Origin of the sequence: Pseudomonas sp. AL10, assembly GCF_029960685.1 — a bacterium.
GTDB lineage: Bacteria > Pseudomonadota > Gammaproteobacteria > Pseudomonadales > Pseudomonadaceae > Aquipseudomonas > Aquipseudomonas lactis.
On sequence record NZ_JASBQZ010000013.1, the window covers coordinates 25,734 to 46,760 of the forward strand.

General features: G+C 61.3%; 18 protein-coding genes and 1 riboswitch. Of the genes, 11 read left to right on the forward strand and 7 right to left on the reverse strand.

Annotation, left to right across the window (positions count from 1 at the left end):
• The first annotated feature begins 8 nt into the window (after positions 1 to 8).
• Positions 9 to 1,157 carry a glycosyltransferase family 4 protein gene (locus tag QK296_RS14680; RefSeq protein WP_003188003.1) on the forward strand — a complete coding sequence of 383 codons (1,149 nt, stop codon included), beginning with the start codon at positions 9 to 11 and terminating at the stop codon, positions 1,155 to 1,157.
• A complete protein-coding gene (locus QK296_RS14685; protein WP_003188004.1) occupies positions 1,154 to 2,035 on the forward strand; it encodes a glycosyltransferase in 882 nt (293 codons plus the stop codon). Before QK296_RS14680 ends, QK296_RS14685 begins: the two co-directional genes overlap by 4 nt.
• A 123-nt stretch (positions 2,036 to 2,158) precedes the next feature.
• Here the strand turns inward: QK296_RS14685 and QK296_RS14690 are convergent, their stop codons facing one another.
• Positions 2,159 to 4,000, reverse strand: coding sequence for a bifunctional O-antigen ligase/aminoglycoside phosphotransferase family protein (locus tag QK296_RS14690; protein WP_169856951.1), 1,842 nt, complete (start codon positions 3,998 to 4,000; stop codon positions 2,159 to 2,161).
• A 158-nt stretch (positions 4,001 to 4,158) separates the two neighbouring features.
• Between QK296_RS14690 and msbA the strand changes: the two genes are divergently transcribed.
• Positions 4,159 to 5,964 (forward strand): lipid A export permease/ATP-binding protein MsbA, encoded by a 1,806-nt coding sequence (msbA, locus tag QK296_RS14695; RefSeq protein WP_034134743.1) that lies wholly within the window; start codon positions 4,159 to 4,161, stop codon positions 5,962 to 5,964.
• A 157-nt stretch (positions 5,965 to 6,121) separates the two neighbouring features.
• Positions 6,122 to 7,546 (forward strand): bifunctional D-glycero-beta-D-manno-heptose-7-phosphate kinase/D-glycero-beta-D-manno-heptose 1-phosphate adenylyltransferase HldE, encoded by a 1,425-nt coding sequence (hldE, locus tag QK296_RS14700; protein WP_032893882.1) that lies wholly within the window; start codon positions 6,122 to 6,124, stop codon positions 7,544 to 7,546.
• Between the two features lie 27 nt (positions 7,547 to 7,573).
• Here the strand turns inward: hldE and QK296_RS14705 are convergent, their stop codons facing one another.
• From QK296_RS14705 to QK296_RS14720, 4 genes are read right to left on the reverse strand one after another with little or no spacing between them, the layout of a single operon-like run.
• Positions 7,574 to 8,533: a hypothetical protein gene (locus QK296_RS14705; protein ID WP_003188010.1), complete on the reverse strand. Its 960-nt coding sequence runs from the start codon at positions 8,531 to 8,533 to the stop codon at positions 7,574 to 7,576.
• 41 nt (positions 8,534 to 8,574) lie between these two features.
• Positions 8,575 to 9,387: an aldo/keto reductase gene (locus QK296_RS14710; protein ID WP_169856952.1), complete on the reverse strand. Its 813-nt coding sequence runs from the start codon at positions 9,385 to 9,387 to the stop codon at positions 8,575 to 8,577.
• The gene (locus QK296_RS14715) at positions 9,384 to 10,559 is read right to left on the reverse strand and encodes an FAD-dependent oxidoreductase (RefSeq protein ID WP_169856953.1); all 1,176 of its coding nucleotides are present in this window, start codon (positions 10,557 to 10,559) and stop codon (positions 9,384 to 9,386) included. The genes QK296_RS14710 and QK296_RS14715 overlap by 4 nt, the downstream gene beginning before the upstream one ends.
• Before the next feature lie 55 nt (positions 10,560 to 10,614).
• Positions 10,615 to 10,950 carry a multidrug efflux SMR transporter gene (locus QK296_RS14720; RefSeq protein ID WP_003188013.1) on the reverse strand — a complete coding sequence of 112 codons (336 nt, stop codon included), beginning with the start codon at positions 10,948 to 10,950 and terminating at the stop codon, positions 10,615 to 10,617.
• A gap of 103 nt (positions 10,951 to 11,053) precedes the next feature.
• On the opposite strand from QK296_RS14720, the gene QK296_RS14725 reads away from it, so the two are divergent.
• On the forward strand, positions 11,054 to 11,944 hold the full coding sequence (locus QK296_RS14725; RefSeq protein ID WP_034134745.1) for a LysR family transcriptional regulator: 891 nt from the start codon (positions 11,054 to 11,056) through the stop codon (positions 11,942 to 11,944).
• Between the two features lie 23 nt (positions 11,945 to 11,967).
• Positions 11,968 to 13,245, forward strand: a complete 1,278-nt coding sequence (gene waaA / locus QK296_RS14730; RefSeq protein ID WP_169856954.1) for a lipid IV(A) 3-deoxy-D-manno-octulosonic acid transferase — start codon at positions 11,968 to 11,970, stop codon at positions 13,243 to 13,245.
• Positions 13,246 to 13,365: 120 nt separating this feature from the next.
• Here waaA and QK296_RS14735 read toward each other — a convergent pair whose 3' ends face one another.
• Positions 13,366 to 14,805 carry a TolC family outer membrane protein gene (locus QK296_RS14735; RefSeq protein WP_169856955.1) on the reverse strand — a complete coding sequence of 480 codons (1,440 nt, stop codon included), beginning with the start codon at positions 14,803 to 14,805 and terminating at the stop codon, positions 13,366 to 13,368.
• Between the two features lie 196 nt (positions 14,806 to 15,001).
• Positions 15,002 to 15,107, forward strand: a riboswitch (TPP riboswitch).
• A 149-nt stretch (positions 15,108 to 15,256) separates the two neighbouring features.
• Here QK296_RS14735 and thiC point away from each other — a divergent pair.
• On the forward strand, positions 15,257 to 17,146 hold the full coding sequence (gene thiC, locus QK296_RS14740) for a phosphomethylpyrimidine synthase ThiC (RefSeq protein ID WP_034134747.1): 1,890 nt from the start codon (positions 15,257 to 15,259) through the stop codon (positions 17,144 to 17,146).
• Between the two features lie 182 nt (positions 17,147 to 17,328).
• Here thiC and QK296_RS14745 read toward each other — a convergent pair whose 3' ends face one another.
• Positions 17,329 to 18,075: an RsiV family protein gene (locus QK296_RS14745; protein ID WP_003188019.1), complete on the reverse strand. Its 747-nt coding sequence runs from the start codon at positions 18,073 to 18,075 to the stop codon at positions 17,329 to 17,331.
• 193 nt (positions 18,076 to 18,268) lie between these two features.
• Here QK296_RS14745 and QK296_RS14750 point away from each other — a divergent pair, with 193 nt between their 5' ends.
• The 4 genes from QK296_RS14750 to QK296_RS14765 all read left to right on the forward strand — a co-directional run bounded on the left by QK296_RS14750 (position 18,269) and on the right by QK296_RS14765 (position 21,023).
• Entirely contained in the window at positions 18,269 to 18,886 is a 618-nt protein-coding gene (locus QK296_RS14750) for an NUDIX domain-containing protein (protein ID WP_003188021.1), read from the forward strand.
• Positions 18,877 to 19,326, forward strand: coding sequence for a DUF1249 domain-containing protein (locus QK296_RS14755; protein ID WP_003188022.1), 450 nt, complete (start codon positions 18,877 to 18,879; stop codon positions 19,324 to 19,326). Before QK296_RS14750 ends, QK296_RS14755 begins: the two co-directional genes overlap by 10 nt.
• 97 nt (positions 19,327 to 19,423) lie before the next feature.
• Positions 19,424 to 20,236, forward strand: a complete 813-nt coding sequence (gene cpdA / locus QK296_RS14760; protein WP_282391053.1) for a 3',5'-cyclic-AMP phosphodiesterase — start codon at positions 19,424 to 19,426, stop codon at positions 20,234 to 20,236.
• 178 nt (positions 20,237 to 20,414) lie between these two features.
• Complete coding sequence (locus QK296_RS14765; protein ID WP_032893865.1) at positions 20,415 to 21,023, forward strand: YqiA/YcfP family alpha/beta fold hydrolase; 609 nt, start codon at positions 20,415 to 20,417, stop codon at positions 21,021 to 21,023.
• The last annotated feature ends 4 nt before the right edge of the window (positions 21,024 to 21,027 follow it).

Consider the following 21,027-nt stretch of genomic DNA (forward strand, 5'->3'; position numbering starts at 1 on the left):
GGAGAGTTATGAAGCCTCGTTTCAAGGTTTTGCAGTTACAGCCGGACTACAACGTCAAGACCCATGACTTCGCCGACTTGGGTGAGCAAATCGTCAAATCCCTGCCGGCTGAGCGCTTTGAGGTGACCTCCGGATTTCTCAGCGGGCGCCCGCTGCCTGGCCAGCCCCTGAGCGTGGCCGAACACTCCCACTATTTCGAGCTGCCAGAGAAGTCCCTCAAGGGCATTCGCTTTGGCGCCATGTGGCAGATCTACAAATACTGCCGCGAGCAGAAGTTCGACGTGGTCATCTGTAACCGCTTCAAGTCGGTGAACATGATGTTGTCGCTCAACCGCTGGTTGAAGATCCCGCTGTGCATCGGCATCTCCCACGGCTTTGGCGAGTACGCCCGTGGTTACCGTCGGCGTCAGACCCAACGCTGGGTCAGCCCGGCGTGGCGCTTTGTCGGTGTGTCCGAAGCGGTCAAGGACTACCTGGTAGACCTCAACTGCGGGTTCACCCGTGAGAACACCACCTACGTCACCAACGCTATCGACATTCCCCAGGCAGAGGCTTTGCAGTTGTCCCGTGAGGACGCGCGCAAGGCCCTGGGCCTGCCCATGGATGCGCGGATGGTCGGCGCCCTGGGGCGCCTGGTACCGATCAAAGGTCATACCCATCTGCTGCAAGCCTTCGCCACGCTCAAGGACAAATACCCTGAGGCGCAGGTTGGGATTATTGGTTCTGGCCGTGCCGAAGCCGACCTGCGTGCCGACATCGAGCGCCTGGGCCTGACCGGCCGTGCGCACTTGCTGGGCTTTCGCGAAGACGGCATGAAGTACGTGCGCGGCTTCGATATCTGGACCATGCCGTCGCTGTTCGAAGGCCTGGGCCTGGCCTTGCTGGAAGGCATGAGCGGCCATCTGCCAGTGATTGCCTCCAACGGCCCGGCGATGCTGCCGCTGGTGCAGGGCGCGGGCGGCTTGTCCCACGACCCGGGCAACGTCGAACAACTGGCTGCGGCCCTGGACACTTACCTGGCCTTGAGCGACGAACAATTACGTGCCAAGGGTGAAGAGGTGTTCCGCTATCTGGAGGCCAACCACACCCTCGACGAGTTCAAGCACAAGTACCTGACCCTGATTGAAACCGGTTTGCGTGAAGTAGGTAGAGCATGAATCAGCCACAACCCCTGGTCTCGGTGATCATCGCTTCCTACAACCATGGCCAGTACATCGAGCAAAGCATTCTTAGCGTGCTGGGGCAGACCTACCCCAATATCGAGCTGTTGGTGGTCGACGACGGCTCCAGGGATGACAGCGTCGAACGTATCCAGCGCTTGCAGGCCGAGCACGGCTTTGATTTTCAGGTGCAGCAGAACCAAGGGCTCAGCGCTACCTTGAACGGTGCGATTGCTCGCGCCAAGGGCAGCCTGATTGCGCCGTTCGGCTCGGATGACATCATGTTGCCGGACCGCATCGCCACCCAGGTGGCGTATATGGACGGCAAGCCGAAGGTGGGCATGTGTGCTGGCAATATCGAGCTGATCGACGGGGACGGCAACCTGCATCCAGAAAAGAAACAACGTCGCGACGTGCCATTTCGCCGTCTGGATTTCGACGACCTGTTCCTGGACCGCAAGCCGTTTCCACCGGCGCCGACCATGCTGATACGTCGCGAAGTGCTGGAGGAGGTCGGTGGTTTCGACCCACAGATTCCCCTGGAAGACTTGCTGATCCAACTGAAGATCACGGCGGCGGGCTATACCATCGACGCCCTTGACGTGGTGATGGCCAAGTATCGCCAGCACGCTAACAACACGTACAAGAACCACCGCTACATGATCCAGAACATCCTCAAGACCTACGCGAAGTTCAGCGAGCACCCGGCCTATGACGCGGTTCGCTACAACTTCCTGAACTCGATGTTCCTCAAGACCGCCGACCGCGACCGCCCGTTGGCGCGGGAGATTCTCAAGCAGATCCCTTTGAAGTTCTGGGGGCGCAAGACCTTGCGGGGGCTGGTGCGGTTGTATCTGGCACCGCTCAAAAACTGAACCGCCACCGCACCCTGTAGGAGCGAGCTTGCTCGCGAAGAACGTCAACGATAACGCGTGCTTCCTGAATAAACGCGGTGCCGGTGAGTTTTTCGCGAGCAAGCTCGCTCCTACAGAGGGGGTTTACAGGCTCTGGACCTGTTCGCGGATTTTCGCCGTGGCGGCTGGGCTTGCCACCGAGGCGTAACCTTTGACCAGTTGTTCGAAGTGCGTTTCGAACAGCCAGTTGCGGTCCTGGGGATAACGCTGCATGTGGCGCAGGTTACGTTGGCGCAATGCGTAACGCAGTGAAGACGGGTAGATACGCAGGTCGGCCACGTCGATCAGGGCGAATTCACCATCGTCCATCAACAACACGTTACCCAAGTGCAGCGAACGGAAGTACACGCCGCGCTCGTGCAGTTGCGCCATGAACCGGCCAAAGCGCTCCACCAGTGACTCACGCAGGCTGCTGTCCAGGCTTTGCAACGCTTGGCGCAACGTCAGGCCGGGCAACGGCGTGTAGCGCACTGCGCTGCTGGCGTCGTTCAGGCGGTAGAGCCCGAGGATGTGCGGCGTAGGAATGCCCAGGGTACGCAGTTGCTCGCTGTTGCTGGCAAAACGCTCGGAGTACGGGTTGAAACTGCCGGAGGTGTACCAGCGGCGTGGGCGGAACAGCTTGAGGAAGCTGCCGTCTTCCAGACGCAGGACTTTGGGCCCCAGGCCATCGGCTTCAATCACGTGGGCGTTGCTGCACAGCTGTTCAAACGCGGCGGGCTTGAGGTTCTGCGCCTTCATGCGCAACAGGCTGCGGTGGCGTTGGGCGAGGCTCAGGCCAGTGATAATTGCCAGGGGAATCCACAGCAGGAACCAATGTTCCTTGGGCCGTGACAGGATCCCTCCGCCTTCGGTCAGGCCTGCTCCGATGCCATAGGCCAGCAGGGACGATGCCAGGATGAACAGCGGCTGGGCGCGCTCCTTCAAACCTTTGTATAGGCCCCAGCCGAGCATGAAGGCCCAGGGGATAAAACCAATGATGCCGACGTAATAGAGCACGCCGAGGGCAAAGCTGTGGGGCTCGCGCAGTTGATAACCTTCCGCTAGGGTCAGGTAAAGCTCGGAATCGTAGCTATGTCCGATCCAGGGATGCTCGGCGATAAGCTGCAGTGAAATACTCCACAGCTCGAGACGGAATGAGGTGCCTCGCTCGGTGATTAACTCAGGGTAAAACAGGAGTAGTGCGACTGCGCCTAGGATCATTCCACTGATCAGCAATGCCGAACGACGATTTCGGCTTACAAAGCTCATCCAAAGTATGGCCAGCGTCAGCGCCACCAGTGGCGTGCGTGAGCCGGTCGCCAGTACGGCCATGGTCATGATCGTCAGGGCCGGTACGCTGAACCACAACACCTTCATGCGTTGGGTGGTCATGCAGACGTACAGCCAGTACACGGTGAAGAACCCAAAAAGATGCGAGCTCAACAGCGGGTTATCAAGCGCGCCCAGGCCGCCGATCATGCGCAAACCGGGCGAATAGCCCTTGGCGAACGCCACCAGATTACCCAGGCTCACCACCAGCGCAATCACCGCAGCGCTGAAGAAGATCGGTTTGAACAATTCGTTGCGGTAATGCAGCAACAGCCCGCAGCCACCAAACAGCATGAAGGTATTCAGCGGTCGCTTGAACAGGTCGGTATCGGAACTGGGCGCGGGGCTCCAGAGCAGACTGGTCAACGCCCAGGCGGAGAACGCCAGGAACGCGATCGCCAGGGGCTCGCGCAGCAGGTCCTTGAACTCCCGAGGGCGTATGCACAACAGAAACAAGGTCGGTACGCTGAACAGGATGTAGACAATGCGGTGCAGTACATTGCGATTGCCGACAAAGAACAGTGCACTCAGGAGCAGCAGCAAGCCAACAGGCAAAATCCATAGGACCAGGAAGTCGAAAACGCGATTTGAGCCATAGGTAAGGCGCTTGGAGTGCATACAGTAAAGCCATTCCAGAAAGAGAAAGCCGACCATCTTAAGCTAGTGGCTAAGTAATGTCGCCGGTAGGATCCAACCGGGCCGCGGCTTACGCCGGGTGCAAGTACAACAGAGAAGCTGTGCTAAAGTCAGCCTCCTTTTTCAAAACGCCGCGTGATATGACCGACTCCAGTCCGAGCGCAAGCCCTTCGAGCTTGAAAATATACTTCCGCCTGCTCAGTTACGTTAAGCCCTATATGGGCTTGTTCGCGTTGAGTATCCTTGGATTTCTGATTTTCGCGTCGACCCAACCGATGCTGGGTTACATCCTCAAGTACTTTGTCGATGGTCTCTCCAATCCGGAAGCTGTGCTGTTCCCGACCGTGCCCTTTTTGCGCGACCTGCAATTGCTGCAGGCGGTGCCGTTGCTGATCATCCTGATCGCGGCCTGGCAAGGCCTGGGCTCGTTCCTGGGCAACTACCTGTTGGCCAAGGTCTCCCTGGGGCTGGTCCACGATTTGCGGGTGCAGTTGTTCAACAACCTGCTGACGCTGCCCAACCGCTACTTCGATAACCACAACTCCGGGCATCTGATTTCCCGCATCACCTTCAACGTGACCATGGTCACGGGTGCCGCGACCGATGCCATCAAGGTGGTGATTCGCGAAGGCATGACGGTGATCTTCCTGTTCGCCTCTTTGCTGTACATGAACTGGCGCCTCACGTTGGTGATGATCGCGATCCTGCCGTTGATTGCCGTGATGGTCAGTACTGCCAGCAAGAAATTTCGCAAGCAGAGCAAGAAGATCCAGGTGGCCATGGGCGACGTGACCCACGTGGCCTCGGAGACCATCCAGGGCTACCGCGTGGTGCGCAGTTTCGGCGGCGAAGTCTACGAACAGAAGCGCTTCTTCAAGGCCAGCCAGAGCAACACCAACAAGCAACTGCGCATGACCCGCACCGGGGCGATCTACACCCCGGCGCTGCAATTGGTGATCTACTCCGCCATGGCCGTGCTGATGTTCCTGGTGCTGTACCTGCGTGGCGACGCCTCGGCGGGCGACATGGTGGCCTACATCACCCTGGCCGGCTTGTTGCCTAAGCCAATTCGTCAACTCTCGGAGGTCAGCTCGACCATCCAGAAAGGTGTGGCGGGCGCCGAAAGCATCTTCGAACAGTTGGACGAAGACGTTGAGGTCGACCACGGCACTGTTGAACGTGACAAGGTCAGCGGTCGCCTGGAAGTGCGTCACCTGAACTTCACCTACCCTGGTACCGATCGCCATGTGCTCAAGGACATCAGCTTTACCGCTGAGCCTGGGCAGATGATTGCGCTGGTGGGGCGTTCGGGCAGTGGCAAGTCGACCCTGGCCAGCCTGATCCCGCGTTTCTACCACCATGAAAGTGGTGAGATCCTGCTCGATGGCATCGAGATCGAGGACTACAAGCTGCTCAACCTGCGTAAGCACATTGCCCAGGTTACCCAGCATGTCACTCTGTTCAGCGATACCGTGACCAACAACATCGCCTACGGCGACCTGGCCGGTGCGCCTCGTGCCGACGTTGAAGCGGCGGCGGCGGATGCCAATGCCAAGGACTTCATCGATCAATTGCCCAAGGGCTTTGATACTCAGGTGGGCGAGAACGGTGTGTTGTTGTCCGGTGGCCAGCGTCAGCGCTTGGCGATTGCCCGTGCGTTGCTCAAGAATGCGCCATTGCTGATCCTCGACGAGGCCACCTCGGCCCTCGATACCGAGTCCGAGCGGCATATCCAGGCGGCACTCGATAAGGTCATGCAAGGCCGCACGACTCTGGTGATCGCACACCGCCTGTCCACCATCGAGAAGGCTGACCTGATTCTGGTGATGGACGACGGGCGGATTGTCGAGCGTGGTACCCACGGCGAGTTGTTGGCGCAGAACGGTTACTACGCCCGCCTGCATGCCATGGGCCTGGATGCACCGGTGCAGGCGGATATCACCTGATCCACCCGGCATCACGGGGTAAATGAAATGTAGGAGCGAGCTTGCTCGCTCCTACAGAGAGCAAATCCCCTCCCACATTTGCCCTGCGGTGGTCGCAAGCCATCGCAAACCCTGTGCTAATATCGCGCCCCTGTTCATTTTGTATGTGGGTTGCTCCATGAAGTTGTCCATGCCGCGATTCAATCAAGCCGCTGTCTTGGTGGTCGGCGATGTCATGCTCGACCGTTACTGGCATGGTGGTACCTCACGGATTTCCCCTGAGGCGCCGGTGCCGGTCGTCAAGGTCGAGCAAATCGAAGACCGCCCAGGTGGCGCTGCCAACGTCGCACTCAATATTGCCGCGCTCGGCGCCCCGGCTTCCCTGGTAGGGGTGACCGGCGACGACGAAGCGGCCGAAAGTCTGGCCAACAGCCTGCAGGGTGCCGGTGTGCGTGCGCTGTTCCAGCGCATCGCCCATCAGCCAACGATCGTCAAGCTGCGGGTCATGAGCCGTCACCAGCAGTTGCTGCGTATCGATTTTGAAGAACCCTTCGCCACCGACGCCCTGGCCCTTGGCGACCAGGTCGACGCGCTGCTCGACGGTATCAAGGTGCTGGTGTTGTCCGACTACGGCAAAGGCGCCTTGCAGAATCACCAGGTGTTGATCCAGGCCGCCAAGGCCCGCAACATTCCGGTGCTCGCCGATCCCAAGGGCAAGGACTTCTCGGTCTACCGAGGCGCCAGCCTGCTCACGCCAAACCTCAGCGAGTTCGAGACCATCGTCGGCGGGTGTGCCGATGAGCACGAGTTGGTGAGCAAGGGCGCGGCGCTAATGGCGGATCTCGACCTGGGCGCCTTGCTGGTGACCCGTGGCGAGCACGGCATGACCCTGTTGCGTCCGGGCCACCCGGCCATGCACCTGCCGGCGCGTGCCCGTGAAGTGTTTGACGTCACCGGCGCCGGTGACACGGTGATTTCTACCCTGGCAGCCTCCATTGCCGCCGGTGAGGAGCTGCCCCATGCCGTGGCCCTGGCCAACCTGGCGGCGGGCATTGTGGTAGGCAAGCTGGGTACTGCCGCCATCAGCGCACCGGAATTGCGCCGCGCCATCCAGCGTTCCGAAGGCTCGGAGCGCGGTGTGCTGGGCCTGGAGCAATTGCTGCTGGCGATTGACGATGCCCGCGCCCACAACGAAAGCATTGTGTTCACCAACGGCTGTTTTGACATCCTGCACGCCGGGCACGTGACGTATCTGGAACAGGCAAGCGCTCAAGGTGACCGCCTGATCGTTGCGGTCAACGATGACGCTTCGGTCAGCCGCTTGAAAGGCCCTGGCCGTCCGATCAACAGCGTTGACCGGCGCATGGCGGTACTTGCGGGTCTGGGCGCGGTGGACTGGGTGATCAGCTTTTCCGAAGGCACCCCGGAAAACCTGCTGGCCCAGGTCAAGCCCGACGTGTTGGTCAAGGGCGGTGACTACAGTGTCGACCAGGTGGTGGGTGCGGACATCGTCAGCGCCTACGGTGGCACGGTCAAAGTGCTGGGGCTGGTTGAAAACAGCTCGACCACCGCGATTGTCGAGAAGATCCGCAACAACGAGTGATACCCCGTGGGGCGAGCCTGCTCGCCCCTAGCTTTTCTTCGGCACGATCTTGCGCAGCATCTGCCGCGCCTTGCCGGTCAAGCGCTTGAGTTTTGAGTCCTTTTCCGGCTCTGCCAGGCCCTGCTGCCTGAGCCAGTCCTTCCAGCGAATGCGCTCATCGCGCACCAGCCAGCCCTCTTGCTGGGCAAAACTTTCCGCCAGATACAGGCCGCGCGTGCTGGCCGGATACAGCTGGTCTTTCTTGACCGTGTACAACTCTGCCAGTGGCTCGCCATCTTTGAGCGGCATCAAGTACAAGTCCGGACGCTGGCGATCCAGGCGCGCCACCAACTGGTCACCCTCCAAACGCTCATCCACATGAAACAAACTGAGGGACTTGGCTTCCTTCGGCACTTCCAGGCGCAGGTCATAAATCAATTGCAGCGAGGCGGTCGGCAAGTGCACGTAGGCCCGTGGGCGCTCGATCAGTTGCATGGTGGCGCAGCGCACCGGGCGCGCGGCGCCGGACAGCGGGCTGAGACGAAACGGCAGGGCCTCGCGGTAATGCAGGGCAGCGGAGTAGGGCGCCGGCAGCCAGGTGTCGTTGAAGCGCCCGCCCAGCCAGCCTTCGGGGGTTTCGAGCAGGCACTCCTCGGCGATTTCCTGGATGGCGGTGTGCAACGGCAGGTTCAGTTCATGGGCCGGGACGTAGCCGGAGATCAGCTTGAGCACCACGTCGCCACGGTCCTGGCGGCGTTGGCGCACCAGCACCCAGTAGTCCTTGTTTTGCCAGTGCAGGGTCAGGCGTACCGAGACGCCGAGGTTCGCCAGTTCCAGGGCGAAGCGTTCGGCGTCTGGCACCTCGACCGGCTTGCGCCGCTGCAGGGTCTGGGCGAAGTTGAGCGGCATGCCGACGCTCTGGTAGCTCAGGCCCTCGGGGGTGGCTTCGACGTGCAGCGGCAGTGTCTTGAAGTTGCTGGGGTTCTTTCTTATGAGCGTTCGCGGCATGTCGGCTCCTTCTTGCGACGGGGTCGGCCGCGTGGGCGGCATCAGAGTTGACGAATGACCCGGGCAGCAGTTGCTACGTTATGGGCCAGGTGCAGCGGATTAATGGTCCCGACAATAGCACTGGCAACGCCCGTTTGCGCGAACAACAAGGTGAAACTGGCCTGAATTGGATCCATTCCCGCTTCCAGGCATACGTGGCCGCTGGCCAGGGCCTTTTTCACCAGGATGCCCTTGCCGTGGGCGGCGGCATAGTCGATCACGGCCTTCTCGGCCTGTTCGTTGAGGTTGTAGGTGACCATCGCGCAATCGCCCTGTTCCAGTGCTTTCACACCGCCCTCGACGGTTTTGCCGGAGAAGCCGAAACCGCGAATCTTGCCGTCTTTCTTCAACTGCGCCAGGGTCTGGTAAACCTCGCAATCGTTGAGGATATGCAAGTCGTTGCCGTCGGAGTGCACCAGCACCAGGTCGATAAAATCAGTTTCAAGTCGTTTCAGGCTGCGTTCGATCGACATTCGCGTATGGGCCGCGCTGAAATCGTGGTGGGACACGCCATTGGCAAACTCTTCGCCAACCTTGCTGACGATGACCCAGTCCTTGCGCTGGTCACGCAGCAGCGGCCCCAGGCGCTCTTCGCTCATGCCATAGGCCGGCGCGGTGTCGATCAGGTTGATGCCCAGCTCGCGGGCTTGGCGCAACAGCATGCGGGCCTCGTCGTCGCCAGGGATCTGAAAGCCGTTGGGGTATTTCACCCCTTGGTCGCGGCCCAACTTGACGGTGCCCAGGCCCAGGGGCGACACCAGCATGCCGGTGCTGCCCAGCGGGCGATACAGGTCGTGCAGGGTTGGCAGGCTCATGGCAACAGTTGCTCCCAGGCGGGTTGGCCGATTGCCGGTTTTGGCAACTCGGGCAGGGCGGCGCTGGCGCTTGGCTGGATGCCATCGCGCTCCAGGGCGTGGAGTACGCGGTCGGCGAAGTCCGGCGCCAGCGCCAGTTTGGTTGGCCAGCCGACCAGCAAGCGGCCGTCTTCGGCGAGGAAGGCGTTGTCGGGACGGCTCAGCCCCGATTGCAGCGGCTCGGCGCGATCCACCCGCAGGGTGGCCCACTGGGTCTGGCTCATGTCGATCCAGGGCAGCAGTTGCGCCAGCTCTTTCTGCGCGGTGGCGATCTGTTGTTCAGGCGTACGCGCCACGCCGTCAGCCTCGGCGATATCGCCGCCCATGTACCACACCCAGTTGCCGTCGGCGGCCGGGTGGGTGGTGACGGTGATCCGTGGCTTGGTGCCGCCGCCCAGGCAATGGGCGTACAGCGGCTTGAGGCCAGGGCCTTTGGCGATGATCATGTGCAGCGGACGTTTTTGCATGGCTGGCTGGCTCAGGCCCAGGGCTGCGAGCACATCCGCCGTGCCGCCGCCAGCGCTCAAGACGATGCGCTGGGCGCGGATCTCACGGCCATCGACTTTCAAGCCCACCAGGGTGTCACCGTCCAGCAACGGTTCGATGTGCTGACCGGCGAGCAGACCGTCGCCAGCCAATTGCGCCAGGCGGTTGATCAGGCTGGGCACGTCCACCACCAGCTCGGCCAGGCGATAGACCTTGCCTTTGAAGCGAGGGTTCTGCAGCGCCAGGGGCAGTTCGTCGCCCTTGACCTGATCGACGCGGCCACGCACGGCCTTGCTGGCGAAAAAGCTGGTGAGGTTGCCGGCAATCGTGCCGGGCGACCACAAGTAATGCGCCTGGGACAGCACGCGCACGCCGGACAGGTCCAGTTCGCCGTTGCCGGCCAGGGCTTCACGCCAGCGGCGCGGCATATCGGCAATGGCTTCGGAGGCGCCGGTGAGGGCGCCATGCAGGGCGTATTTCGCACCGCCGTGAATGATGCCCTGGGACTTCAGGCTTTGCCCGCCGCCCAGGGTGGCGCTTTCCACCAGTACCGTGGAAAACCCCTGGCTGCGCAGGCGCGCATTGAGCCAGAGGCCGGCAACCCCGGCGCCGACAATCAGAACGTCGGTGGAAATAACGGATGGCATCGGCGACCTCAGTGTTCAAGACAAGAGGCGCAGTATACAGGCTGTTGAGTGGCGGTCAGTGCCCGGCGGTTTTCGAGAACAGCTGAATCACCACCACGCCCAGCACAATCAGGCCCATCCCCAGCATCGCCGGCACATCCAGCTTCTGCCCGTAGATGAACAGCGCCGCGATGCTGACCATCACGATGCCCATCCCGGCCCATACCGCGTACGCCACGCCGACCGGCACGGTGCGCACCACCAGGGTCAGCATCCAGAACGCCACGCCGTAACCGACGATCACCAGCAACAACGGAATAGGGGTGCTCCAGCCTTTGATGGCTTTCATGGAAACGGTGGCGATCACTTCCGAGCAGATGGCGATGGCCAAGTAATAGTAGGCGGCATTCATGGGGCAATCCTCGAGGTGATGCGCATTTGATAAGGTCGGCATTCTAGAGGTTCGCCAGATGGGGTAAAGTCATTACCTATCTAGAATTGAGATGGGTTGAGCCATGAGCGTGCAATGGGATCTGGAGCAGATGCGCCTGTTTGTCAGCGTCGCCGAGCAGCTTTCGTTTTCTGCCGTGGCCCGGGGGCAGCGAAAGGCGCAATCGGCGGTCAGCAATGGCATTGCCCTGCTGGAGGCTGACTTGGGCGTTGTGCTGTTCGAACGTAGCAGCGGCCGGCAACCGCGCCTGACCGAGGCCGGCAGTGTGTTGCTGGAGGAAGCGCGTGAGGTGCTGCGCCAGTGTGAGCGCCTCACGGGCCGGGCCTTATCGTTGACCCGCGGCGAGGAAGCCTGCCTGCGCCTGGCCCAGGATGAGGCGATGTTGTTCCAGCCTGTGCTCGACAGCCTGGAGGCGCTGGCCGTGCACTACCCGCTGCTGGAGGTGCAGTTGTCCAGCGCAGCCCAGGGCGATGTGGCGCGCAAGCTGGTGGAGCGCAAGGCGGACCTGGGGCTGCTGTTCTATCACGACCAGATTCCCGAAGCCCTGGAGCGACGGGTGGTGGGCAGTGTGGAAATGGTCACGGTGTGCGGAGTCAATCACCCGTTGGCCAAGGAGCAGTACGTGACGTGCCAACACCTGGCCCAGTTTCGGCAGTTGCTGATGTCGACCCAGACCAGCGTCTACCCCGGCAGCGAGGCGGCCAGCCCCCTGGTGTGGCGCGCCGACAGCTTCTACGTATTGGCCGAATGGCTGATGAGTGGCCTGGGCTGGGCCTGGCTGCCTCGGCATATCGTGCAATACCCGACCTACCAGCAACAGATGGTCGAATTGGCCAGCGAATGGACCCCGCCCGCCCTGGTGGTGGAACTGGTGTGGCGCCGCGACGAGCACCTTGGGCCCGCCGCGCGCTTCTTGGCCAAACGTTTTGCCGAGTGCTTGCAGGCGATCGACTGAAAAAGCCGATAAACTCCGCCGCCATGAATAGAACTCTCTACAACTGTCTGTTTTACCTGGCGCTGCCGTTGGTGGCCTTACGCTTGTGGTTGCGCGCGCGCAAGGCACCGGCCTACGCCAAGCGTGTGGGCGAGCGGTTCTCCTATGGCTTGCCGGTGATGCGCCCCGGCGGTATCTGGGTGCACGCGGTGTCGGTGGGCGAAAGCATTGCCGCCGCCCCGATGATTCGCGGGTTGATGGCGCGTTATCCACAGTTGCCGATCACCGTCACCTGCATGACGCCCACCGGTTCCGAGCGTATCCAGGCACTATTTGCCAATGAGCCGCGCATCCAGCACTGCTATTTGCCGTACGACTTGCCCTGTGCCGCCAAGCGTTTTCTCGACCGCGTGCAGCCCACGCTGGCGGTGATCATGGAAACCGAGCTGTGGCCCAACCATATCCATGCCTGCGCCCAGCGCGGTATCCCGGTGGCGCTGGCCAATGCGCGGTTGTCGGCGCGCTCGGCCAAGGGGTACGCGCGATTTGCCAAGCTGACGGCGCCGATGCTGGCAGACATGAGCCTGTTCGCCGTACAGACCGAGACCGAGGCCGAACGTTTCCGCAGCCTGGGCGCACGCCCTGAAACCGTGGAAGTGACCGGCTCGATCAAGTTCGACCTGAGCATCGACCCTCAGTTGACGGCCCGCGCCGCCGCCCTGCGTGAACAATGGGGCGCCAGCGAGCGTCCGGTCTGGATCGCCGCGAGTACCCACGAAGGTGAAGACGACGTGGTGCTGGCAGCTCATCGCCAGTTGCTGGCGAACTATCCCAATGCACTGCTGATTCTGGTGCCCCGTCATCAGGAGCGCTTTGGCCCGACGTTTGAGCGCTGTGTGCAGCAAGGGTTTGCCACCGTGCGTCGCTCCAGTGGTGAGCCGGTCACCGAGCAAACCTCGGTGCTGCTTGGCGACACCATGGGCGAATTGCTGTTTCTTTACGCCCTGGCCGACAGCGCATTCGTCGGCGGCAGCCTGGTGCCGACCGGCGGGCACAACCCGCTGGAACCGGCCGCGCTGGGTAAACCGGTGATCATGGGCCCGCATGTCTTCAACTTCCTCGACATCACCGCGATGATGCGCGACGCCGGGGCTTTGCGGGAGGTGGACGATGCCGATGGGCTGGCCGAAGCGGTGCGACAGTTGTTTGAGTTGCCTCAGGACGCACGCAAGATGGCGCAGGCGGGGCTCAAGGTGATGCAGGCCAACCAGGGCGCGTTAAAGCGTTTACTGGATGGCTTGGACAGACTGATCAAACACTGACAACACCAACCCAATGTGGGAGCTGGCTTGCCTGCGATAGCATCACCTCGGCGTACCTCTGATGTACCGAGGTGTCTGCATCGCAGGCAAGCCAGCTCCCACATTGGGTTGGCGGTGCGCTTAATAGCCGGGGCGGGCCTTGAGCTGTTCGGCAGCGGCTTTGGCCAGGTCCGGCGGCAGGAAGTCCTTGTCCGGGTTGTAGTCGGCCTTGAGATAGCGCGCCAGATCCTGCAAGTCCCCTGGGTTGAGCGTGCCCGCCGCCTGCTTCAAGCGCAGGTTGTCGAGGATGTAATCGTAGCGGCTGTTGTTGTAGTTGCGCACCGACGCGTACAGCTGGCGCTGTGAGTCCAGCACGTCGACGATGTTGCGCGTACCCACCTGATAGCCGATTTCCGTGGCTTCCACCGCGCTCTGGTTGGAGATGATCGACTGGCGACGCGCTTGCACCTGCTCCACATCGGTGTTGACTGCACGGTGCAGGTTGCGGGTGTTTTCCACTATTTGGCGGCGCAGGCCCTCGCGTTGCTGCTCGGTCTGGTCGAGGCGCGAATAGGATTCGCGCACTTGCGAACTGGTGAGGCCGCCGCTGTAGATCGGGATGTTCAAGCGCAGGCCGACGGTGCGTTGCGACACATCGCCGCCGTACGGGATAGGCAACTGATTCGGGTTGCTGAAGCCCAGGGCGTCGTTGTCGCCTTTTTCGTATTGCGCAACCGCGTCGAGGGTCGGCAAGTGGCCGGCCTTGCGCTGCCGAAGGGTTTCTTCTGCGGCAGTTACCGCGTAATTGCTGGCGAGCAGGTTGAGGTTCTGGCGCCCGGCGGTTTCGACCCAGGCCTTGGCGTCGTTCGGCGCCGGCGGCAGCACCGGCAGCGTGTGGACGATGCCCTGGATCGAGTTGTACTGGCGGTTGGTCAGGGTGATCAGCGCTTCGAAGGCGTCGTCCACCTGGCGCTGGGCCAGGATGCGATTGGCTCGGGCAGTGTCGTAGCTGGCCTGGGATTGCAGCACATCGGTCTTGTCCGACAGGCCCACATCGAAGCGTTCGTTGGACTGGTCGAGCTGACGCTTGAAGGCGTTTTCTTCGGCCTTGGTCGACGCCAGGTTGTCCTGGGCACGCAGCACGGCGAAATAGCTTTCGGCGCTTTGCAAAATCAGGTTCTGCTCCGAGGCCGACAGTTGCAGCGAGGCTTGCTCGTTGACCGCGTGGGCGGCTTGCAGCTGGAACCAGCGGTCGGCGCGGAACAGTGGCTGGCTCAAGGTGGCCCGCCAGGAGTGGGCGTCACGGTTGGCCGTGGCGGCCGGCTGGTCGATCTGGGTGCGCACGTTGTTGCTATCGGCGCCGGCGGACAGGTTCGGCAGCAAGCCCGCGCGGGCCTGGGGCACCACTTCTTTTTGCGCGCCGTACTGGGCACGGGCAGCGGCCAGGTCGGCGTTGTTGTTCGCCGCTTCCTGATAGACGCTGACCAGGTCGGTGTTGGCGGACAAGGGCGCTTCAGCTGCCCAGACCAGTCCGTTGGTCGCACAAGACACGGCAACAGCCAGTGAGAGTTTGCGCAGCATGAGGCGATCCCTAGTATGAATATTACGGTGATAATTCAGCGCCCAAGGCTAAGGCTGGCCATGCCTGGCGTCAAGCCTTGAGGCCGTGCCCGAGTGTAGTAGCGGGGCCTGCGCACAACAATCCCACGATCACGCCATTCATCACGCTGAATAAACCGCTATTGGCAATTTGCCCACGCCATGGTCTAGACTGGCCGCGTTCTTGTCGGGGTGCCTTGTTGGAAGGCTGAGATCGGTAAATACCGGATCCCGTTGAACCTGATCAGGTTAGCGCCTGCGTAGGGAACAAGATTTCTCGTCACCCGGCGAGTCCTCTTGTGCTTCGTCCGGGATGTTGTTCGACAATCGAACAGCCCTCGTGCGCCAAGCACAGCACTGGTTCCAGTGCGTCCGTCCGTCACAGGTTCGCTCCGACAAAAATCCACCGCCTGGATAAGTTGGAGAGCCTGTGATGAGTACAAAACTAAAAAATACCGTGCACCTGAGTGAATCGGCCAAGGTCGACTCCGGCTCCGTGCAGCCGTTTACCCGCTCGCAAAAAATCTACGTGCAGGGCTCCCGCCCGGATATTCGCGTGCCGATGCGTGAAATCAGCCTGGACGTGACCCCCACCGATTTCGGCGGTGAAATCAACGCGCCGGTTACCGTCTACGATACCTCCGGCCCCTACACCGACCCGAATGTGATTATCGACGTGCGCAAAGGCCTGGCCGACGTGCGCTCGCCGTGGATCGAAGTACGCGACGACACCGAGCGCCTGCCCGGTCTCACCTCGCACTTCGGCCAGCAGCGCTTGAGCGATGCCGAGCTGACCGCCCTGCGTTTTGCCCATGTAAAGAACCCGCGCCGCGCCAGGGCCGGTGCCAACGTCACGCAGATGCATTACGCGCGCAAAGGCATCATCACGGCCGAGATGGAATATGTCGCCATCCGCGAAAACATGAAGCTTGAAGAAGCCCGTGCCAGTGGCTTGCTGGATCAGCAGCACGCCGGCCACAGCTTCGGCGCCAGCGTGCCGAAAATCATCACGCCTGAATTCGTACGCGAAGAAATCGCCCGGGGCCGCGCGATCATCCCGGCCAACATCAACCACACCGAGCTGGAACCGATGATCATCGGCCGTAACTTCCTGGTGAAGATCAACGGCAACATCGGCAACAGCGCCCTGGGTTCGTCCATCGAAGAGGAAGTGGCGAAGCTCACCTGGGGCATTCGCTGGGGCTCGGACACGGTGATGGACCTGTCCACCGGCAAGCACATCCACGAAACCCGCGAGTGGATCATCCGCAACTCGCCAGTGCCAATCGGTACTGTGCCGATCTACCAGGCCCTGGAAAAAGTCGGTGGCGCAGCCGAAGACCTGACCTGGGAGCTGTTCCGCGACACCTTGATCGAACAGGCCGAGCAGGGCGTCGACTACTTCACCATCCACGCTGGGGTATTGCTGCGGTATGTGCCGCTGACTGCCAAGCGCGTGACCGGCATCGTCTCCCGTGGGGGTTCGATCATGGCCAAGTGGTGCCTGGCCCACCACAAAGAGAATTTCACCTACACGCATTTCGACGAAATCTGCGAAATCATGAAGGCCTATGACGTCAGCTTCTCCCTTGGCGATGGCTTGCGCCCGGGTTCGATTGCCGACGCCAACGACGCCGCGCAGTTCGGCGAACTGGAAACCCTGGGCGAACTGACCAAAACCGCCTGGAAGCACGACGTGCAAACCATGATCGAAGGCCCCGGCCATGTGCCGATGCAGCTGATCAAGGAGAACATGGATAAGCAACTGGAATGCTGCGACGAGGCGCCGTTCTACACCCTAGGCCCGCTGACCACCGACATTGCGCCCGGCTATGATCACATCACTTCGGGTATCGGCGCGGCAATGATCGGCTGGTTCGGTTGTGCCATGCTCTGCTACGTCACACCCAAGGAGCACCTGGGCTTGCCGAACAAGGACGACGTGAAGACCGGGATCATTACCTACAAGATCGCGGCCCACGCGGCCGACCTCGCCAAAGGCCACCCCGGCGCGCAGATTCGCGATAACGCCTTGAGCAAGGCGCGCTTCGAGTTCCGCTGGGAAGACCAGTTCAACCTCGGCCTGGACCCGGATACCGCACGTTCGTACCACGATGAAACCTTGCCGAAGGATTCGGCCAAGGTCGCGCATTTCTGTTCGATGTGCGGGCCTAAGTTCTGCTCGATGAAAATCACCCAGGAAGTGCGTGAGTACGCGGCCAACCAGCGCATTGATGCGGTGGATGTGGACGTGGCCAAGGGCTTGGCCGAGCAGGCTGAGCGGTTCAAGCAGGAAGGTAGCCAGCTCTACAAGAAGGTCTGATCCTTAGGCGGCGGTGTCTGCACCGCCGTCATCGCGGGCAAGCCCGGCTCCCACAGTTGGCCGAGTGGTACACAGATTTTGTGTTCACAAACGGTCCCCTGTGGGAGTCGGGCTTGCCCGCGATAACGATCCGACAAACACCCAATCTCCCTCTGCAATAACACCCTTGAACCGTCAACCGATCAACGGCGTGCCGGCACCAGTTCAGGCTTGATCACACCGGTGAGGCGCGTATAGGGCAGGGTGATTTCGATCAGCCCCTGTGCGTAAGGGGCGATGGTGCTGACGTTGTACTTGAGCACCACGCCGCCGCTGGTCAGGGCCACGTTCGGGGTTTTCTGAAACGGCCAGCTCTTCACGAATTCTGGGTCGCGGTCCATCTTGGTGCTGATCAACCAGCTGTTGTGGGCAACTTTAGCGGTATTCCAGAAGGCTTGCTCCTGGCCGGGCAACAGCATGTCGGCCAGGGTCAGTTCCTTATGCAGAATCCGTGAATAGTTGATAAACCCGCGGCCTGGCTCGCCGTGGGCGACACCTGTGTCCAGGTAGCTGGACACTTCAACGATCACCAGTCCGTCATGCTGGTCACGTACCTTGGCTTGCAAGTACATGCCGTGGCGGTCTGGCGACTCGCGCAGGAAGGTGTTTCGATAGGCGTTCAGGCTCGCCGGCACGCTGGCGCCAGGCGTGGTGCGGGTCATTTGCAGCAGGCGCTGTTCCACCAGGCTGTCCAGTTGTGGCTCGGCAGGGAAATGCACGGTGTCGATGTTCACCAGCGGGCAGGCCGGGCTGTCGCAGCCGGGCTTGATCTGCTCCGACTTGTCGGTGGTAACGTCCAGCGGCTTGAGATAGGCGGGCTGGAACAGGCTCTGGCAAGCACCCAGGGTCAAAGCAATACAGGCCACGGAGGCGATTCTTAAAAGCGACATGTGTGTCCTTCGTAAATCGATGGAAAGCGAAAAGAGTAGCGCTTGGACTGCCAACGTGGCCGCCAGTTCGCCACTAAACTGATTGCAGTGAGTTTGACGTTCGCCGCCTCTCCCGGCAACCGCAAAGGGGCTGCATCAACGGGCGTCGGCGCGTTAGGATGGCGCCCATTGCACGAGCTTAACGAGGGACACCATGACCGACATCGCGAAGTCGACACCGAACAAGATCGAGATTGTTCAGCGTGACAATGCCTATAAAGGCTTCTACAAGCTCGATCGCGTGCAACTGCGCCATGAAAAATTCGACGGCGGCATGAGCCGGGTGATCAACCGCGAAGTGTTCGTGCGTCATGACGCCGTGTGCGTGCTGCCCTACGACCCGCAGCGCGATGAGGTGGTGCTGATCGAACAGTTCCGCGTCGGCGCCATGGGCCGTGCCGATAACCCCTGGCTGGTGGAGATGGTCGCCGGCCTGATTGACAAGGATGAGCAACCCGAGGAGGTTGCACACCGCGAGGCCGAAGAGGAAGCTGGGCTGACATTCTCCGCGCTGTGGCCGATCACCAAGTATTTCCCGTCGCCTGGCGGCAGTACCGAATTTGTCCACCTGTACCTGGGCCGTTGCGACAGCTCGGGCGCGGGTGGGGTCCATGGATTGGAAGAAGAAGCAGAAGATATCCGCGTCACCGCCTGGGCCTTCGAAGATGCCTTGCAGGCGGTGCGCGACGGCAAGATTTCCAACGCAGCCAGCATTATCGCCCTGCAATGGCTTGCGCTTAATCGCGCGGAAGTGAGGGGGTTATGGCAGTAAAGGCACGGGAACGTTATCGAGTTGACCTGATCGGGCTGCAAGCGGCCTGCGAGGCCAACTATGCGCGGCTGATGCGCCTGCTCCCGGACATGCGCCACGCCCCCCAGGCGCGGCGCATTGCTGTCACCCACGGCGACCAGATGCTCGGCGTGCTGACCCTGGAAGTCATTCTCACCTGCCCCTACACCACCACCCTGCGGGTACGCCAGGAGCACAGCCTGCCGTGGTTGCCGGTGCCGCAATTGGAAGTGCAGGTGTACCACGACGCGCGTATGGCCGAAGTGATCAGCGCCGAACATGCGCGACGCTTTCGCAGCATCTATCCTTACCCGAACGTGTTCATGCACCAGCCCGATGAGAAAGCACAGCTCAATGTGTTCCTCGGCGAATGGCTCAGCCACTGCCTGGCCTTGGGCCATGAGTTTGAAGTGGTGCGGTAGATGTGAACTGCGTCTGTTTCCTTGGGTTTCCTCTTTGTGTCCTGCCCCAGCATAATCGCGCCAATTATCCATTCCTGTAGTTGCCAGGGAGAGCGCCTTGCCGAGTGTATCCGCCGTGAATCCTGATGCCGTGTTGCTGGTGCAGTTGTCCGACAGCCATCTGTTTGCTGACGCTGACGCCACGCTGCTGGGCATGAACACCCGTGAAAGCCTGCAGCGGGTAGTCGAGCTGGTGCGCGCGCAACAGCCGGCCATCGACCTGATACTGGCGACCGGCGACCTGTCCCAGGATGGCACGCTGGCGTCCTACCAGCAGTTTCGCGATTTGACCGCGTCCCTTGGCGCTCCGGCGCGCTGGATTCCTGGCAACCACGACGAACCGCAGGTCATGGCCCAGGCTGCCATGCACAGTGATTTGCTCGAACCGGTGGTGGATATCGGCAACTGGCGTATCACTCTGTTGGATTCGGCGGTACCAGGGTCGGTGCCGGGCTACCTGCAAGACGCGCAACTGCAACTGCTGGCGCAGGCCTTGAGCGAGGCGCCGGGCCGCCATCACCTGGTGTGTTTCCACCATCATCCGGTGCCCGTCGGCTGTGCGTGGATGGAACCGATCGGCCTGCGCAACCCCGAAGCGCTGTTTGCAGTGCTTGAGCGCTTTCCGCAGACCAAGGCATTGCTGTGGGGGCATGTGCATCAGGAGATCGACAGCGAGCGCGACGGTGTGCGGCTGCTGGCTTCGCCGTCTACCTGTATCCAGTTTGCGCCGGGAAGTGAGGATTTCCAGGTCAGCGAGCAGGCACCGGGGTATCGCTGGTTGCGCTTGCATGGCGACGGACGGTTGGAAACGGGGGTGGAACGGGTCAAAGGCTTCGCTTTTACGGTCGATTACGGCAGCAACGGCTATTAAGGCCTGCAAACACTGATCAAAAGGTGGGAGCTGGCTTGCCTGCGATGACGGTGTACCTGGCGCTGACTCGTTGACTCAATCGCCGCCATCGCAGGCGAGCCAGCTCCCACATTGGGTCCGCTTCTGCCTGCATTCCCTGTAAACTGCGCCTCTTTGGCCTCAGCACGGAGAGCCCGGCATGTCCGCTTCGATCCTGTATATCCACGGTTTCAACAGTGCGCCGGCTTCCAACAAGGCCAGCCAGTTGACCACTGTGATGGATGCCCTTGGCCTGTCCGACCAGCTGCGTGTGCCGGCGCTGCATCACCACCCTCGTCAGGCAATTCTTCAATTGGAGCAAGCGATTGCGCAACTGGGCCGGCCACTGCTGGTCGGCAGCTCACTCGGCGGCTACTATGCAACCCATCTTGCCGAACGCCATGGCCTCAAGGCGCTGCTGGTCAACCCGGCGGTCAGCCCCCATCGGATGTTCGACGGTTACCTGGGCACCCAGAAGAACCTCTACACCGATGAGACCTGGGAATTGACACAGGACCACGTCACGGCCCTGGCCGAGCTGGAAGTACCGGCTCCCCAGGATGCCGCGCGTTATCAGGTGTGGTTGCAGACCGGGGACGAAACCCTGGATTATCGCCTGGCCCAACAGTATTACCGGGCCTGCGCCTTGCGCATCCAGGCCGGTGGCGACCATGGTTACCAGGGGTTCGCCCAGCAATTGCCGGCACTGTTGTGCTTTGCCGGCATTGGCGCAGATCAGTTTCAATCCTTCGATTTTTCGTCACTGTAGAAAA

Coding starts and splice junctions, on each gene's coding strand:
- QK296_RS14680 (WP_003188003.1), top strand. CDS start 9: ATGAAGCCTCGTTTCAAGGTTTTGCAGTTACAGCCGGACTACAACGTC.
- QK296_RS14685 (WP_003188004.1), top strand. CDS start 1,154: ATGAATCAGCCACAACCCCTGGTCTCGGTGATCATCGCTTCCTACAAC.
- QK296_RS14690 (WP_169856951.1), bottom strand. CDS start 4,000: ATGCACTCCAAGCGCCTTACCTATGGCTCAAATCGCGTTTTCGACTTC.
- msbA (WP_034134743.1), top strand. CDS start 4,159: ATGACCGACTCCAGTCCGAGCGCAAGCCCTTCGAGCTTGAAAATATAC.
- hldE (WP_032893882.1), top strand. CDS start 6,122: ATGAAGTTGTCCATGCCGCGATTCAATCAAGCCGCTGTCTTGGTGGTC.
- QK296_RS14705 (WP_003188010.1), bottom strand. CDS start 8,533: ATGCCGCGAACGCTCATAAGAAAGAACCCCAGCAACTTCAAGACACTG.
- QK296_RS14710 (WP_169856952.1), bottom strand. CDS start 9,387: ATGAGCCTGCCAACCCTGCACGACCTGTATCGCCCGCTGGGCAGCACC.
- QK296_RS14715 (WP_169856953.1), bottom strand. CDS start 10,559: ATGCCATCCGTTATTTCCACCGACGTTCTGATTGTCGGCGCCGGGGTT.
- QK296_RS14720 (WP_003188013.1), bottom strand. CDS start 10,950: ATGAATGCCGCCTACTATTACTTGGCCATCGCCATCTGCTCGGAAGTG.
- QK296_RS14725 (WP_034134745.1), top strand. CDS start 11,054: ATGAGCGTGCAATGGGATCTGGAGCAGATGCGCCTGTTTGTCAGCGTC.
- waaA (WP_169856954.1), top strand. CDS start 11,968: ATGAATAGAACTCTCTACAACTGTCTGTTTTACCTGGCGCTGCCGTTG.
- QK296_RS14735 (WP_169856955.1), bottom strand. CDS start 14,805: ATGCTGCGCAAACTCTCACTGGCTGTTGCCGTGTCTTGTGCGACCAAC.
- thiC (WP_034134747.1), top strand. CDS start 15,257: ATGAGTACAAAACTAAAAAATACCGTGCACCTGAGTGAATCGGCCAAG.
- QK296_RS14745 (WP_003188019.1), bottom strand. CDS start 18,075: ATGTCGCTTTTAAGAATCGCCTCCGTGGCCTGTATTGCTTTGACCCTG.
- QK296_RS14750 (WP_003188021.1), top strand. CDS start 18,269: ATGACCGACATCGCGAAGTCGACACCGAACAAGATCGAGATTGTTCAG.
- QK296_RS14755 (WP_003188022.1), top strand. CDS start 18,877: ATGGCAGTAAAGGCACGGGAACGTTATCGAGTTGACCTGATCGGGCTG.
- QK296_RS14765 (WP_032893865.1), top strand. CDS start 20,415: ATGTCCGCTTCGATCCTGTATATCCACGGTTTCAACAGTGCGCCGGCT.